15 protein-coding genes, 4 pseudogenes and 1 riboswitch are annotated in these 15,924 nt (G+C 48.2%); of the genes and pseudogenes, 1 reads left to right on the top strand and 18 read right to left on the bottom strand.

Features of this window, described 5'->3' with window-relative positions:
- Nucleotides 1-49: 49 nt before the first annotated feature.
- The 9 genes and pseudogenes from ispE to JCM10914_RS27405 all read right to left on the bottom strand — a co-directional run bounded on the left by ispE (nt 50) and on the right by JCM10914_RS27405 (nt 8,647).
- Nucleotides 50-907: a 4-(cytidine 5'-diphospho)-2-C-methyl-D-erythritol kinase gene (gene ispE / locus JCM10914_RS27445; protein ID WP_023967280.1), complete on the bottom strand. Its 858-nt coding sequence runs from the start codon at nt 905-907 to the stop codon at nt 50-52.
- A gap of 215 nt (nt 908-1,122) precedes the next feature.
- Nucleotides 1,123-1,305, bottom strand: coding sequence for a small, acid-soluble spore protein, alpha/beta type (locus JCM10914_RS27440; protein WP_036720463.1), 183 nt, complete (start codon nt 1,303-1,305; stop codon nt 1,123-1,125).
- Nucleotides 1,306-1,460: 155 nt separating this feature from the next.
- On the bottom strand, nt 1,461-1,736 hold the full coding sequence (veg, locus tag JCM10914_RS27435) for a biofilm formation stimulator Veg (protein ID WP_007132865.1): 276 nt from the start codon (nt 1,734-1,736) through the stop codon (nt 1,461-1,463).
- Between the two features lie 243 nt (nt 1,737-1,979).
- Entirely contained in the window at nt 1,980-2,879 is a 900-nt protein-coding gene (yabG, locus tag JCM10914_RS27430) for a sporulation peptidase YabG (protein WP_023967276.1), read from the bottom strand.
- Nucleotides 2,880-3,000: 121 nt separating this feature from the next.
- Nucleotides 3,001-3,888: a 16S rRNA (adenine(1518)-N(6)/adenine(1519)-N(6))-dimethyltransferase RsmA gene (gene rsmA, locus JCM10914_RS27425; RefSeq protein WP_023967275.1), complete on the bottom strand. Its 888-nt coding sequence runs from the start codon at nt 3,886-3,888 to the stop codon at nt 3,001-3,003.
- A 3-nt stretch (nt 3,889-3,891) separates the two neighbouring features.
- Nucleotides 3,892-4,436: pseudogene (gene rnmV / locus JCM10914_RS27420) on the bottom strand (ribonuclease M5).
- 183 nt (nt 4,437-4,619) lie between these two features.
- Nucleotides 4,620-5,811, bottom strand: a pseudogene (locus JCM10914_RS27415) (ubiquitin-like domain-containing protein).
- Between the two features lie 273 nt (nt 5,812-6,084).
- Nucleotides 6,085-6,306: riboswitch (cyclic di-AMP (ydaO/yuaA leader) on the bottom strand.
- Nucleotides 6,307-6,509: 203 nt separating this feature from the next.
- Complete coding sequence (locus JCM10914_RS27410) at nt 6,510-7,277, bottom strand: TatD family hydrolase (protein WP_023967265.1); 768 nt, start codon at nt 7,275-7,277, stop codon at nt 6,510-6,512.
- A gap of 81 nt (nt 7,278-7,358) precedes the next feature.
- Nucleotides 7,359-8,647 (bottom strand): annotated as a pseudogene (locus JCM10914_RS27405) (HD domain-containing protein).
- A gap of 316 nt (nt 8,648-8,963) precedes the next feature.
- Here JCM10914_RS27405 and JCM10914_RS27400 point away from each other — a divergent pair.
- The gene (locus JCM10914_RS27400; RefSeq protein ID WP_006207408.1) at nt 8,964-9,218 is read left to right on the top strand and encodes an AbrB/MazE/SpoVT family DNA-binding domain-containing protein; all 255 of its coding nucleotides are present in this window, start codon (nt 8,964-8,966) and stop codon (nt 9,216-9,218) included.
- Between the two features lie 142 nt (nt 9,219-9,360).
- On the opposite strand, the gene rsmI is transcribed toward JCM10914_RS27400, so the two are convergent.
- From rsmI to JCM10914_RS27355, 9 genes and pseudogenes are all read right to left on the bottom strand, one after another.
- The gene (gene rsmI, locus JCM10914_RS27395) at nt 9,361-10,251 is read right to left on the bottom strand and encodes a 16S rRNA (cytidine(1402)-2'-O)-methyltransferase (RefSeq protein ID WP_023967259.1); all 891 of its coding nucleotides are present in this window, start codon (nt 10,249-10,251) and stop codon (nt 9,361-9,363) included.
- A 16-nt stretch (nt 10,252-10,267) separates the two neighbouring features.
- A complete protein-coding gene (locus JCM10914_RS27390; protein ID WP_023967257.1) occupies nt 10,268-11,023 on the bottom strand; it encodes a tRNA1(Val) (adenine(37)-N6)-methyltransferase in 756 nt (251 codons plus the stop codon).
- Between the two features lie 81 nt (nt 11,024-11,104).
- On the bottom strand, nt 11,105-11,476 hold the full coding sequence (gene yabA, locus JCM10914_RS27385) for a DNA replication initiation control protein YabA (RefSeq protein ID WP_023967255.1): 372 nt from the start codon (nt 11,474-11,476) through the stop codon (nt 11,105-11,107).
- Nucleotides 11,477-11,509: 33 nt separating this feature from the next.
- Nucleotides 11,510-12,310, bottom strand: coding sequence for a stage 0 sporulation family protein (locus JCM10914_RS27380; RefSeq protein ID WP_023967253.1), 801 nt, complete (start codon nt 12,308-12,310; stop codon nt 11,510-11,512).
- A gap of 58 nt (nt 12,311-12,368) precedes the next feature.
- A complete protein-coding gene (gene holB / locus JCM10914_RS27375) occupies nt 12,369-13,355 on the bottom strand; it encodes a DNA polymerase III subunit delta' (protein ID WP_023967251.1) in 987 nt (328 codons plus the stop codon).
- Between the two features lie 49 nt (nt 13,356-13,404).
- The gene (locus tag JCM10914_RS27370) at nt 13,405-13,848 is read right to left on the bottom strand and encodes a YaaR family protein (protein ID WP_023967249.1); all 444 of its coding nucleotides are present in this window, start codon (nt 13,846-13,848) and stop codon (nt 13,405-13,407) included.
- Nucleotides 13,849-14,099: 251 nt separating this feature from the next.
- Nucleotides 14,100-14,429 (bottom strand): cyclic-di-AMP receptor, encoded by a 330-nt coding sequence (locus JCM10914_RS27365; RefSeq protein ID WP_006207400.1) that lies wholly within the window; start codon nt 14,427-14,429, stop codon nt 14,100-14,102.
- 63 nt (nt 14,430-14,492) lie between these two features.
- Complete coding sequence (tmk, locus tag JCM10914_RS27360) at nt 14,493-15,137, bottom strand: dTMP kinase (RefSeq protein ID WP_023967247.1); 645 nt, start codon at nt 15,135-15,137, stop codon at nt 14,493-14,495.
- 45 nt (nt 15,138-15,182) lie between these two features.
- Nucleotides 15,183-15,924: pseudogene (locus JCM10914_RS27355) on the bottom strand (amino acid decarboxylase); the annotation flags it as partial.

Raw genomic sequence — 15,924 nt, 5'->3', positions numbered from 1 at the left:
TTTATACAACTAAGTATGATAATCGCCCCTAATCTGTCAATCTTAACCGTTAGGAAGTAAGCAGGCGAACAGCATACACCTCTTTACAGAATCCACGAAGCCCGTTATATATGCGCGCGACTTTGGATTCCTTGGACACGAGTCCGAATACCGTCGGCCCGCTGCCCGACATCAGCGCCCCGTCAGCCCCTAACTTCAACATCCCTTCCTTAAGCTGCTGTACCTCAGGGTGCAGCTTCAGGGTAACCTCTTCCAATACATTGCCCAGCGATTTGCACATCTGGTGGAAGTCACCCTCTTCAAGCGCTGCCACCATAGCCTCGGCGGAAGGGTGATGCTGTATACGTTCGCTGCGGAGACGTCCATAGACTTCGGCCGTGGATACGTTAATTGGCGGCTTCGCCACAATAACCCAGCTCTGTGGCGGGGTTGGCACCGGCGTTAGCACTTCTCCTCTCCCTGTGGCTAATACCGTACCGCCCGTCACACAGAAGGGCACGTCAGAGCCAAGCTCAGCACCGAGTTGAAGCAGCTCATCCTGCGGGATATCGAGTCCCCATAATCGATTGAGACCGCGCAGCGTTGCCGCAGCGTCACTGCTGCCTCCAGCCAGTCCGGCTGCAACCGGAATTTTCTTGTCCAGGTGAATGTGTACGCCCTGCTTGACGTCGTAGCGATCTTTGATTAGTCTGGCTGCCTGGAAGGCCAAATTCTTCTCGTCCAGCGGTATGTAGCCTGCCTGCGAGGTTATGATGATCGTATCTCGTTTCTGCTCTGACATTTCGAGCCTGTCCGCGAGATCGATCATCGTCATGACCATCTCCACTTCGTGGAATCCGTCGGCCCGCTTATGGAGCACATCGAGCATTAAGTTGATTTTGGCCGGTGCCTTTTCGTATATTTTCAAGACGTTCACCTATCCTTAGCTTTTCCCATATGCTTGAACTTACCATATTCCTCAAAAAACATCTAATGCCTTTATATTAACAAACTCCGGCAATGAAGTCATGGTGTATAGGGCCTTGATGATAAGTTCATTGAATAATATACAAACAAGTGACTCTCTGATCAGAGAGTCACTTATCTATATCCTTGCCTGGATTGATGATATTAGCCCCTGTTCTACAAATCCGATTTGCTGGCAGCGCGCTCAGCGAGCTCGATCGCACGTTTGACCATATTGCCGGCATCCTTGGCTTTAATGCTTCCCCAGCCCTCTTTTTCCACGGTGTCGTAGAAACCAAGCTCCTTGGCTAATTCGGTCTTCAACTGCTCTGACATGATGCCTCGTCGCTTTCGGCTCATCATTTCCCGCCTCCTTGGAAGAATATGAGTATGGCATGACATACAGCGTGGCACAAAGGCCTTACGCTTTCTTATTATGCATCTGCACCACCTTAACCATCCCCAAAAAAGCATGGCAAACCAAAAACAGCCCCCTCAAGGGGCTGCTCTTATCGTTATGACTTGATATACGTAATTCGCATCTGGTTGTCATCGCCGGTCACCATGATCTCCACGGTTTCAGTCAGAATATCGGCATAACTGTAAGACACGCGTTTAAAGGTTTGCTGGTCCTGATCCAGCTTTACAATGAAAACAGAAGGGTACGTTTCTTCCAAAACACCAGTACGCTCGACGGTCTTCCTGCGGCCACCGTTAGCTCGAAGCGTAATTTTTTGCCCCAAATGGGCATCGAGACTGCGTTTGATTTCCAACAGCGCGTTTTTAGCCATTGTCGACGACCACCTCTTTCCTTGTCCATTATACCGAAAATAAACCTTTTTGTCAAATCAAAAACATTAATTATATCAGCATCAAAAATACATTGTCAACGACTTTTTTTCGACTTTGTATTTATCGTCTTTATTTGGTTTAATATGCACCATTATGACAAGGTTTATGTATAATTTCCGACATTTTCTTCGATGTTCCCTGGACACAGCAAAAAAACCCCAGCCATTGTGGGGTTTTCTGGTTTAACTTATTGATGGTGTTACCTTGAGCGTGGACAAATCCTGTAGTTTAGGGAGACCGATGCGATAGCTCCCTCTCGTCTCAATGCCTCCTACGCCTTGACTGCCGCTGATCGTATTGTGAATAACGTCATGGATGTTCACAGTTTCCCTCAGCGAGGTATACGACGCCTTAGAAGCCACGTAGACGGGGTCCAGCGCATGGATGAGAATTCGACCCGGTGAGCTGGCAAAATTCGCTCCTGCCTGCAGCAGCGCTTCAAAATGCGACTGACATGCACCTGCAACAATAACCAGAGAATCCAGATTCCGTTCATATTGACGTGCCACCTGGATGGCTGACACAAAATTATGTGAGTTCTTATAGCTGTCCAAGCTGTGCAGGTCATACGGCTGACGCCGTTTAAGCACACCATCATGACCCGTAATCACGACGATATCAGGTCTTACCCGGGGAAGAAGACGATACAATGTATCAGCCATCGCTGACTCATTAATATAATGACCTTCCGCTGGGACCCGAAGCTGGTTGTATAGACTCATGCTTTTCTTCAGATAGAGGGGATCACCGTCCAAATGCAGCACTTTGCCTGGCACGTCGAAAAATCCTTTATCCGTGAACTGACCGCCCTCGGTATTTCTCAAGTTGGCCAGCTGCCTCTCACTCTGTTCCTGTCTGTGCTTCTGCAGGCGGTCAAGCGATTCATTGGCTTTGATCTGCGCCTGTTTCGTTCGTTCGCTTAGCGTGGGATGCGGTACCATTACCAGATCGTCGGCGGGAGCATCGGCTAGAAGCCGGAAATCCGTCCCTTTAATGACAACTGACTGATGCCGCATACCTTCTACCCGGAACGTTACATCGCCGCCGTAGGATTTACGTACGACCAAGTCTCCCAAGTTCATCACAACATCACCCCTACCCTATGGTATGGGCCTCTGTGACTATTGGTTCGTATTGAATGTTAATTTATCTGATTTCGGCATTTGGGTACCATCATATCGGAATCGTCCCCATACGTCCGCTCTAACGAATCCCGGCATGATGCAACACATTACTAAGCCGGGCATATTCCTCGATGCTCAGCGTCTCGCCGCGCCTGACGGGTTCAATCCCTGCCTCCGCCAGAAGCTCTTCCAGCCGTTCACGCCCTTCTCCAGGGAAGAAACGACTCTTCAGGTTATTAGCAATCGTCTTCCGCCGCTGGGCAAAGGAGGACTGAACAACATCAAAGAAAAACGCTTCGTCTTCTACGTGCACTGGCGGCGCTTGACGGACAGCCAACCTGATAACCGCCGATTCAACATTCGGTTGTGGGATGAAGACCGTATGCGGTACGACACAGACCAGTTCAGGCTCACTATAATATTGCACAGCGATGCTTAGACTGCCGTAATCCTTGCTTCCTGGGGCAGCTGCCATTCGAACGGCTACTTCCTTCTGGATCATGACTACAATATTCTCCAGCGGTAGTTTCTCTTCCAGCAGCTTCATCAGAATCGGCGTCGTGACATAATACGGCAGATTGGCAACCACGCTAACCTTGGACACATCTTCGAAGTCTTGACGAAACAGCTCATGCAAGTCCACTTTCAAGACATCTGCATGCTCTACTCTGACATTGTCATACGGCTCCAGCACTTCTGTCAGAATCGGTATGAGCCGTTGATCGATCTCAACAGCTGTGACTTTACCAGCAGTCTGGGAAAGCTTCTCTGTCAATGCACCGATACCCGGACCGATCTCGAGCGCTCCTTTGGTGTCGTCCAGTTGCGCAGCTTCTACAATGTTATGCAGGATATTCTGGTCCACGAGGAAATTCTGCCCCAAGCTTTTCTTGAAGGAAAATCCATGCCGCGCAATAATATCCTTGGTACGTCTAGGTGTGGAGATATATTCGGTTCGATTGTTCATAGGTTATTGGCCCCTCTCTTCCAGCTGTGCAAGTGCAGCCAGAAACTCTTCACGCGAGATTTGAAACATCCCCATCCGTTTATGAAACTGTTTGCTATTACCATAGCCTATGCCAAGCAAGTTGCCCATAAACATCCGTCTGGCCGCGGCATCCGGGTGAGCCGTCAGCCTCGCTTCGATCAGATCTCCCAGCGTGATCAGGCTCTCCTTGCCGGCAAATGAGGTATGGACCCTTGCTAAAGCGTGCCGAATCGCCTCAGGCGAGGCGTTCTCTACGCCGATATCCCTTTACGGGTCGCTTCCTTCTCCGGGATGAATGCATGCTTGCAGCCGGGCACATGCTGATCAACGATTTTGCGAATTCGTTCACCTGCATGGTCTGGATCCGTTAATATGATAATCCCCCGCCGCTCTTGGGCGAGAGCAATACGCTTTAGAATCTCCTTGTTGATGGCAGAACCACCGGTTTCGATGGTATCTGCCTCGACGGCCCGTTTAACGGCCACCGTGTCGTCCCGACCTTCTACTACAATCACTTCTTTGATCATATTCGCTTGTACGCTTCCTTCCTCACTAAGACCCAAAGCCGCGATGCGTGCGCAAGGGTAAGTCTTAAACAAAACAAAAGAAGAGGATCAGATCCTCTTCTTAATCCAGTATATTATAAGCTACATAGTATAGCATTAGCATGACAAAGTAAATTGGAATTCATGCGTTTAGACGCATGCCGTTTAGTTTAATTCAGGTTTAACGGGACCTATGACATATACAGTACGTCCGTTCTTACGTCCAAAATTCACAGCCGATTTCAAGGAATCATAATACACATCGATTTTGTTACCTTTGATGGCACCGCCAGTATCCTCAGCTCGGCGGAATCCAATTCCCTCGATATATACCCACCAGCGATCGGAATGATACTCGGATCAACCGCGATGGTGCGTCCTTCTGTGACACGGGTGCCTGAAGCCGTGCGGGTACCGATACCTTTTTGCTCCGATGAATAAGCCGTCATGGAGACATTATTCAACACTTTGTTATATTTGAAATCTACACCGGCCCGTGAAACGACATTATTCTCTACCGCTTTCGTCGCCGTGGCTGGAGCTTTCTTGGTCTGAGACAGCTTGGCAGGTGTTGCCTTGACATCGGAAGCAGCAGCCTGCACAACAGGAGCTGTGCCACTTTCTTGGTGCCAACCGCTATGACCTTGTCTCGTGTTTTGCGTTCAACCTCTTGGGACTTCTTGGTCTTGGATACCAGAACACCGTCATGATAGACATTCTCATAGTGGTTAATAATGACGCCTGGTTCACCACGCTGAATGACACGATTATCTCCTCTTACAAGGGAAGGATCCGCCGTCTTGATAATACGGAATTCACGGTTCTCGGGCTCTTGGACACTTTCCTTGGTAACATTAACGATACGAATTTCCAAATCGCTCGTCAGTTTCGTGGTTGGTGATGGGTCTACTATATCTTCACCTTGGACCGTTATACCAGCCTCTTTAAGTGCATGATCTACCGAATCCTGGGTCGTAAAAATGGTTTTAGTTGTGCCGCCTACTGTAATGTTGATTGGAATGGCCCGTTCAATGATGATCCGGTCCCCGTCCTGAATCGAGCCGTTGAGCGGCATCGAGATCTGATCCTGCTCATTTAACGTGATCGCTTGCTCATCCAGCAGTTCCTGCAGCAAAGATCCACGAGTTTCTACCGTGGTGACACGACCATCGACAACAATCTGTACTTGTTTGCCGCTCTGATCATGTACTACCAGCGAAATGAGAAGAGATACCGTGACGGCACCCATCGTACCGAGCAACATCAATTGACGCAAATTCTCATGCTTCCATCTCAATGCGTAAGACATGCTGGATGATTGTGATTCATGGGTTTCTTCAGGTTGAAAAATGCCCACTATTCCATCCTCCTTCATAGTCCCGCCGTCTAGGTAAACACATGAATGCATTTGACGCGACTATAGCAATTATTTCTCACAAGGTATCCTAATCTTGATCGAACACCCAGTGCCATTCCCCGTCTTCTTCGTACACTTGCCACCTCCTGTTTACCAACAGTATGATGACCCTTTCCCCATTATTCAAAAAATAAAAGAGAAGCCATTGAAAGAGTTCCAGAGGCTCTAGCGTGGCTTCCTGATGAATAAAATCATGGAAATGGTATGCACGAGATTTCCCCTCTTACTTCGCTTCCGGGGTTAGCTGTCGGGTTCGGACGAAAGAGAGACGCCCTATATCCAGTGCCCCGCTCATGGCGAGGACCATCTAATTCACCCCAAAGACCCGATAAAGAAATCAAATACGGCGGCGTGCATCAGATCAAGATGTCTATTGCACGGCAGTATCGGTTCCCCCGTTCTCCCAATTTTGCGGAGACTAAGCGAGACGGTTCATGAATTTATGACTGCGAGCATTTGGCAACGCAGCTTCTTATCACTGAAAAGATGATATCCTGTTTCGATGCAGGTTGTAAAGTAACAATCAACCACATTTTCTCATGTAAAAGGTTAAAATATTGTAATAATGGCGTCTTTTTAGATTAAAAAACTTTAATTAATCGCAAATGCTCACTTTTTCACCGCATTTACTCTCGTTTTTATGAAATACCAAATCGTTCCAGGGCATTTTTGGTGGTAATTTGGGCCAATTCCTCAAGAGACAGGCCTCGAATTTCGGCCGCAGCCTCGGCCACCATTCTCACATATGCGGTCTCATTTCGCTTCCCTCGGTAAGGATGCGGCGTCAGGTAAGGAGCATCGGTTTCGATCAACAGTCGGTCAAGCGGAACTTGAGCTAACACCTCTTTGGGCTGCTTGGCATTCTTGAATGTGATCGGGCCACCAAACGAGATATGAAACCCCATGTCCAGGCACATCTTCGCTGTCTCCCAGCTGCCTGAGAAGGAGTGCATAATTCCTCCGACTTCTGACGCATGTTCCTCCCTCAATATCCTCACTGTATCTTCATGAGCATCCCGATTATGAATCACAATCGGCATGTTCAGCTCGCGGGCTAGTCCGATTTGACGACGAAATACCTGATGCTGCACATCCTTAGGTGATGTGTCCCAGTGATAATCCAGTCCAATCTCCCCAATCGCCACAACTTTTTCATGGGCACAAAAGGAGGCGATCCAGTCGATATCTTGCTCCTCCATCGAAATTGCGTCCACGGGATGCCAGCCCACGGCCGCATATATAAAATCATACGTTTCCGCCAATTTCATCGTCGACGGAATCGTCTCCCGGTTAAATCCGATATTGACCATCCGGCTCACGCCAGATTGCAGTGCTCTCTCAATCATGTCCTCCCGATCCTCGTCGAATTGAGGAGCATCTAGATGCGTATGAGTGTCGAACAGCATGAGGTTTCCCCTCTCCTTTCCTGTCATATCCCGAATAGTAACATTTTCCGCAAGTTCCGGTATTATCAGTATATTACTCGTCTAATTGGGCTGTCTGAATATCTTTACTACGGTATCCGGCAAAGCATTCAGCACTTGGCTGATCTTCTCTTCCGGATAGTATAAATGACAACGACCTTGATGGATGCCACTGATGGAGCGTACAATTTCGGATACCTCCGAAATCTCCCTCAGCCCGTCGTAACGATCCAGCAGCAGAATCTGCTTCTCGCTCTGTGGTGCGCCTGGATGGAATTCATCATAAGGAAGATCGGTCGGAAAATCAATCTCCAGATCGTAATCCGGATGTAAGCCCACAGCTTGAACGGCTTGGCGAATTGCGTCGATCGAACCTTGATCCAAGTTGTCGATTTCTACATATTTATAGAGCTTGCGGTGCATGAACCGGCCGCATAATTCGCTAAGGAGTTGATCCTTCTCATCAGTCCACTGCAGGAATGCAGTCTGGATCAAGCTTCATCCAGCCGGAGATATTGGTTCACGTTGATATTGCCTTCAAATAATGCTGGCAGCGGATCAATCATGAACTGATAAGTATAACCTTGATGATATAACTCCCTCGCCCGGCGGAATATTTGACGCAGAATAATTTCAGAGCTGCGCGTCACCGGATGAAAATAGACTTGCCAGTACATTTGGTAGCGGGACATAAGATAATCCTCCACCGCGTGCATACCTGATTCTTTGACCACAACACGGTCTTTGTAGGGTCTTAACATCCGTAGAACCCGGTCAATATCAATGGTTCCATAATTCACACCAGTATAGTATGCATCCCGCAGTAGATAATCCATCCGATCCGCATCGAGCGGACTTGTGACCAAATTCATAACGATGGGTTTATCGTATGTTTTCTGAATGACGGATGCCACCTTGCTCGGGAAGTCATCACCGAGCTCGAGTAGTACCTGGTGAATGCATGTATCACCCAACAATATCCTGCACGTCCAATCCTCATGATTCATGTCAAAAGCTTCTTCTATTGAATGTGAGAATGGACCGTGTCCCACATCATGCAGCAAAGCAGCACATAGTGCCACCTGTCGTTCCGAAGCTGGCCAATCGGAATAGCCTCTGCGCTCGAACTGAGTAATGATGCGTCTCGTTATTTCGTAAACACCCAGAGAGTGGGAAAATCGACTATGTTCTGCGCCATGAAAGGTCAGATAAGAAGTGCCAAGCTGCCTGACCCGGCGCAGCCGCTGAAATTCGGGCGTATTGATTAGCCGCCAGATCAAATCGTCCTGCACATAAATATAATTATGGACGGGATCTTTAAATACTTTCTCTTCCGAGATCGGGGAATACATCTGTAACTCATCTCCTTGTATCCTAAAATGGCTGTTCAACACTTATTTTGACACTATGTGTCGAACTGTGTCGAAAAAAGTAAAAACACGCTTACCAAATCGACAACTTGAAAAATGCAACATTTATTGGTCTTCAACTGGTAACTATGTTGTAATAGTGCGGTTTTGTTCACTATATTTTCGTAAATAGGTTCCGATTTCTCAAAAATATAGGTTGACTGTTTTGGGAATCGTTGGTACTATAAATAACATAAAAACTAGAACAATGTCGAATTATGACTTTTTTAAATTATGGCGAGAGGGGCATTTATAAGTTATGATGAAATCAACAGGAATTGTAAGGAAAGTCGATGAGCTGGGACGCGTTGTCATTCCAATCGAATTGCGCCGCACACTTGGAATTGGTGAGAAGGATGCTTTGGAGATCTATGTAGATGGCGAACGCATCATGCTGAAGAAATATGAGCCTGCTTGCATCTTCTGTGGCAATGCTGAGAACGTAACTTATTTCAAAGGCAAAATCGTTTGTCACGAATGTATTTCCGAAATCCCTACACCTGTGACAAATTAAGAAATTTAGTATATAATAGCATTATTACTTTTTGTTAATTCTAACCTTTTTCATATCTCCTTGGCGCCTTCCTCGGCTATGAACCCGGCCGCAGGGAGGTATTTTTTTTGTTATCCTCCCCTACGCCCCCAATAACCTGCTCTCATTCGTTCAGAAGTGCATTGTAGACATCCCGCTTCGAAACTCCGCGATCACTTGCGGTCTTTTTCATCGCATCTTTACGGTTCAGGCCTTGTTCTTCGTAATGCTGCACGTGTGCCTCAAGTGCCATCTCCTGCCACCATGCATTCTGTTCCCGTACTTCGTCTTCTACCGATCCGGCCTCAACCACGATACAATATTCTCCTAGCGGAGGGTGATCCTCCAGCCAAGCCAAGCACTCCGCTACCGTTCCACGAAGAAACTCCTCATACCGTTTGGTAAGCTCGCGAGCAAGCGTCACCTTTCGATTTCCCAGTACCTCTCCCATCAACGACAACGTCTTCTTCACACGGTGCGGCGATTCATAGAAAATCAAGGTTCCGTGCGCGGATGTTAGCTCCCCCAGCTGATTGATGATATCTTTACGTTCCCTTGGTAGAAATCCGATAAAGGTGAACCGTTCGGTCGGCAGACCCGAGGCAATCAATGCGGACAGTGCAGCATTGGCTCCCGGAATCGGAATGACTGCAATTCCCGCTGCAATCGCCAACGATACCAAATCCGCACCAGGATCGGAAATCGCCGGCAAACCGGCATCGCTGACAAGCGCTACATTTTTTCCTTCTATTATATAGCGTATGATTTCAGGACCGCTGGCTGCCTTATTATGCTCATGATAGCTGAACAAAGGCTTGGTCGGAATGTCAAAATGCGTAAGCAGCTTTCGCGACTGCCTCGTATCCTCAGCCGCGATAATGTCGCACTCTTGCAGCGTTCGTACGGCCCGGTAAGTCATATCCTCCAAATTACCGATGGGCGTCGCTACCAAATATAGTGAACCCGGGCCGCCGTCTGCAGGGGCCGCGTAGCTCTGTTGCACCAGATTGCTCATTGTCTTAGCCTCATCTCTATTGGGATCCATAATAGATCTCCATGAATTCCTCGCCGTATTGTCCCTGATCATCGTATACAATCAATGGCGCCTTTAGTCTAACTTCCGGCTTGCCATCGCGTATTCCTTCAATTAATACCATATTGGCCTCCATATTGGCACGCGGATGAACAAAACGTATTACTTTGGGCTCGATGCGGTATTGGCTCATCAGGGTGATGATCTCTGCTAGGCGTAAAGGCTTATGCACCATACTCATTTTGCCGCCTTGGCGCAGTAACCGCGCGCAAGATGCAATAACCTCTTCCAAGGTACAATACACCTCGTGTCTGGCGATCGCCTGATGTTCATTCAGCTTCAGATCGCTGCCATTCATCGGCATATAAGGCGGATTGACTGTGATGAGATCGTATGCCCCGTAGCCAACTCCCTCCTCTTTGTAGAGCTCTCTCAAATCTCCTTCATGGATGGTGATCTGATCCTGCAGATCGTTCATCTTGACACTGCGTCTGGCCATATCCGCAAGTCGGGGCTGGATTTCAATTCCTTCAATCGGTGCCTTGGTTCGTGTAGACATGAGGATCGGAATAACCCCGTTCCCTGTACACATGTCCAGAATTCGTCCCCTGCGCGGAATGCTGGCAAATCTGGCAAGCAGCACCGCATCCATCGAGAAACTAAAAACCTCCTCACTCTGTATAATACCCAGCTCATGGGTAAGCAGATCATCGATCCGCTCCGATGGCGCCAGCGAGACTTCATTCCATTTCATCGTTCATGACACTCCTTAATTCTAAACAGTATAACCTTCTAATTTCAGAAAAAAACCGTAGGCAGTTTATCCTACGGCTTCTTATTTATTCAAAAAAGATAGACAGAAAAGGCAATCGCCTTCCGTTCGCAAATGTCCATAATAGACGTTGCAGATATGGAAGCCTTCATGATAGAGACGGGCCAAGTTATCATATCCCTCTCCGACCACATCTTCTCCCTGCATTTCTCCCTTGATGGGAGACACAGACTGAAGTGCAACCTGGTTCTCTAGTTCTGCCGGAGCTACTTCCCGCTTTAGTATTTTCCGGAGCTGTTCATTTTCAAGACTGAGGCGATGGTTTTCTTCCAGCAACTCCTTGATGACCAGCTTGAGTCCACCCAGTTCACTGTGTACATGTCCCATCTGTGTTTCCAACTCTTGAATGAGCACAAAAATGTTTTTCTTCTCCAAGTCTACACCCCGAAAATAAACATTCTATTGGATTTACTTGATGACTACGTCATCCAATGGGAGTTCTTTGACCTTCCCAATTTCAAACAGCTGAACATGAACCGTCCGTTTATCCGCATTGATGCCGACAACCTTGCCGTCACCCAGGGATGTCACGACCATCTTGCCGACAGATGGAAGCTCTTCTTTTACGCTCTCATAATTATCATGCTCAAACTTCAGGCAGCACATTAATCTTCCGCATAAGCCGGAGATTTTTGTCGGGTTAAGCGATAGGCTTTGATCTTTCGCCATTTTGATCGATACCGGTTCAAAATCACCGAGCCATGAGGAGCAGCACAGTACACGTCCACAAGGTCCAAGCCCGCCGAGCATCTTCGCTTCATCTCGAACTCCGATCTGACGAAGTTCGATTCTTGTCCGGAATATGCTGGCCAGATCCTTGACCAGTTCGCGGAAATCCACACGGCCCTCGGCCGTGAAGTAGAAGATGATCTTGTTACGATCGAATGTAAATTCCACGTCGACCAGTTTCATCTTCAAACCGTGATCCCGGATTTTATTTAAACAGGTGGTAAAGGCATCCTTCGCAGCTTGCTTGTTCTCTTCAACGATGCGTGCATCGGAATCCCCTGCAATGCGGATGACTTTCTTCAGTGGAAGAACGACATCAGCCTCACCGACCTCCTTCTTTCCAATCACAACTTGACCATACTCAATACCTCGCGCCGTTTCGACGATGACGGAATTCTCTTTCTCCACGGGCAGTTCAAGCGGATCAAAGTAATATATTTTGCCCGCTTTCTTGAAGCGGACACCTACTACACTGTACAAAAAAATAAACCCCCTTGTGCCTGTACATATTGGCCATTCTTCGGGCCTGGGGGCGTGCTCACGCCGGAGTGTTACCGCCCAAACCCATCAATAGCTGCTCTACGCAGAGCTGTCCATTGACATTATAGCGTAACTTCTTCTGACACTCTGCGGCCAAATCCATGTAGGACACCCACTGTGCTGTGCTGCGGGCTGACGCATGACCAGAGATATACTCCGCCTGATCTATGAAAACGAGAGACTCTTTCCTTCCATACTGGACATGGATCATGTCCTTAAACCATAAATGAAACAGACTGAACAAAATGTCCAGATGATCTGAGAGTTCGGATTTGAACACTTTCTGACTCGCCGTAATGATCGCTGAGCCAGTGCGATTCAAAGACTCCTTCCCTAATTGTAACACTACGTTTCTAATTTCTGCAAACCAATTCTCATTCAATATTTTCCTACAATCATCTAAACCGGAAGAAAGATGTACGGCACAACGCACAAGCGCAGCCGGATATCCTTCACTGACGAGCACCTGCTCCATCATGCCCGGATCAAGGGCTCGAAACGGAACATTTTGCGTTCTGGATTGAATGGTTGGCAATAATGCTTGTCCATTCTCCGCTATCAAAATGGCTACGGCTGGTGCCTGCGGCTCCTCTAGAAACTTAAGCAGGCTATTCGCCGCCTGTGTCGTCATCTTGTCAGCTCGATCTATAATATACACCTTAGGATTTCGATTCTCAGAGCGATACGAGAATATGCGCTGCAACTCACGAATCTGGTCGATCTTGATGCTTGCCCCATCCGGTTCAATCTTCGTGAGGTCAGGATGGTTGCCGTGCTCAAGCTTTCGGCATTCCAGACATCGTCCGCAAGCATCATCTGTAATTTCCGTACAGAACAGCGCCTGGGCAAAAGTGAAAGCCGTCTGTATTTGTCCAGCTCCACTTGGACCGCTGAACAGATATGCATGGCTGACAGCTTCTCGGCGCAAGGCATTCTGGAGCATCTGTTTTGCCGTCTCCTGGCCAACAATATCATTAAAAGACATAAAGTCCTCTCTTTCATTAAGCAATTCACATCAGCAATACCGGAGGTACCTAGAATACGAGGTTAATCAACATTCCACGAATCTCTCCGACTTTGTTCAACAAGTCAATCCGTCCCTGCTCCGTTCCCAGAAGGTCATCCGCCATTGCCAACAGAGCAGCATCAATCTCATCAATAACGTTAAACCGCTTGCCGCGTCCTCTGCGATCCCAGCCTCTGGTCTCCTTCATCTTGACACCACGGCGGACCGTCTCTTCCAAGAAACGACGAACCAATAATTTATATGCCTTAAGCTCGCGCACGGTCATCGTGCTGGCCAACCGATCTCCTTGGAGGGCGATTTCTCGCATTTGGCGATTTAATTCCTCATGCGTTGCACGCTCTCCTTGCTTCTGCATCATATCGGAGAAGGAGCGCTGTTGTACAGGTCTGGCATTATTGTCTTGTACGGGGAGCTCGCTCTTCATGGGCCGAAAGCCCGGATTAATCTTCAACCGACAAACACCGCCTTCTACTTATAACTCAAATTCTAGCCCTAAATGCAGGCGAGAGGCCATACGGTCCGTTCTGAATAGAACAACCTATGCCTCTCGTGAACGTACCTTGAAATTGTTGTATTGTCAAGCGCTTACGGTATCTATTTTTATTATGATACAGAAGAGACTTCCCATCCTGATCCGCAAGTGAACTTTCGAGCCACGTCAAATATCGCAATAAAAACATCCGTCAACATCTATCGTCTAAATCAGAAATGTTCAAATCGCTCGACCGGAAGCACAAAGACGGTAGCGCCGCCCACCTGTACTTCAACCGGTAGCGGTAAATAGGAATCGGTTGTACCACTCATAGGGGTTACCGGTGTGACCAGCTGTTCACGTACCTTACAGCTTGTGCGAATGACACTAAGCACGCTTTCCACCTGAGAATCGTCCACCCCAATCATAAAGGTGGTATTCCCCGCCTTCAGAAAGCCGCCTGTACTTGCAAGCTTTGTTGCTCGGAAATTTGCTTTAACCAATGCGGCGGAGAGACGGTTGCTATCTTTATCCTGTACAATCGCAACTATCAATTTCATGGTAAACCCTCCTTGTTCAATTAGGACGTCACTTGTCCTTACTCTATTATTTGACAAACATCCTTAAAAATCCTTTAATATCGCGTCTTCCAGGTGACGAATCATTTCTTTTTCTACCTGTGTCGGCGTTTTGGAGGCATCTACAATCCGAATACGCTCTTTATCACGCTCTGCCACCAACCTATAGCCTTCCCTAACTTTCTCATGAAACGCCATATTCTCCATATCCAGCCGGTTCATCTCTCGTTCTGCGTTCGCCTTGATGCGGGACATCCCCACTTCAGGGTCAACATCAAACAATAAAGTCAGATCCGGCATCCGAGTGTCAATGGCGAATTGATTGATACTCCATACTTCATCCATGCCAAGCCCTCTTGCATAGCCTTGGTAGACGAGACTGCTGTCAACAAAACGGTCACACAACACCGTTAACCCTTGCCTGAGTGCCGGTTCTACCTTCTCCACCAGATGCTGCCTACGTGCTGCAGCATATAGCAGTGCTTCGGTGCGGGCATCCATCGTTACATGCTCAGGATCCAGTATGATCGATCTGATCTTCTCTGCAATCTCGATACCGCCTGGCTCACGGGTAATCAGATAGGGTATCGAATGGTTTTGCATAAAGGCCGCCAGACGGCCCATCATGGTTGTTTTGCCGGACCCATCCCCTCCTTCAACGGTAATGAATAATGGTCTGCGATTCGTCATAGCGTATCCTGCTTTCATGTTTTCTTTGTCCATTAGTGTTAGATACTATTGTTTAAAAACCAACAACGTGGCCAAGGTTGTATCATTCACGCCTTGGCATTTAGCTCCTGCCTGATGGAGTACCACTAACCGCTCCGCCATATCGTACGAGACCAGCTCGCCGGGATACAGAATAGGAATGCCCGGCGGGTAAGGAATCACCATTTCGGCAGCCACTCGGCCGGTACTCTCCGTTACCGCAATCGGTTCAACTCTGTCTTGGCTAATAGGTTGAATAGAGAACGTTATCGGGGATGAATATGGATTCTCTTCCTGCAAATTGTTCCACGTGGAAACATGGGGCTCGTCGGTGGCCTGGGTTTGGCTAAGCGACCGATCAAGGGATGTTTCAACATCCTCATTGGAGAGCAATTCCACAGGTTTAAACATCGTGTAGCCTGCTTGATTTAAATACGGCCCATTGATCAGCCCTGCTTCACTGCCATCCTTCTCCCCTCCACTCCGAATGCCTTCTGGCTCTTCCCCTTGCTCTACTATATGCATAAGAGCCCATAAGGCGTGATTCGCATCATCCAGAGTGGACCCAAGCGTGAAGAGCAAGACGACGCGCTGCTCGTCGCTCATCTCCGGCACACAGCCGCGCGCTTCGAGTGCGCGCTGGAGTGCGTACCCGCTCAAGGCCCCGGTGCGGTCATAAATGACCGCTTTGAACGGGTCCTGGCGGGTATACGCCGCTGCCGCTGGGCCAGCGGCAGGCTCCCCGGGCTGCAGCGGCTGCAGCAGCCCG

Source organism: Paenibacillus sp. JCM 10914 (genome assembly GCF_001315105.1).
Lineage (GTDB): Bacteria > Bacillota > Bacilli > Paenibacillales > Paenibacillaceae > Paenibacillus_AQ.
This window is presented reverse-complemented; position numbering and strand designations above follow the sequence as displayed.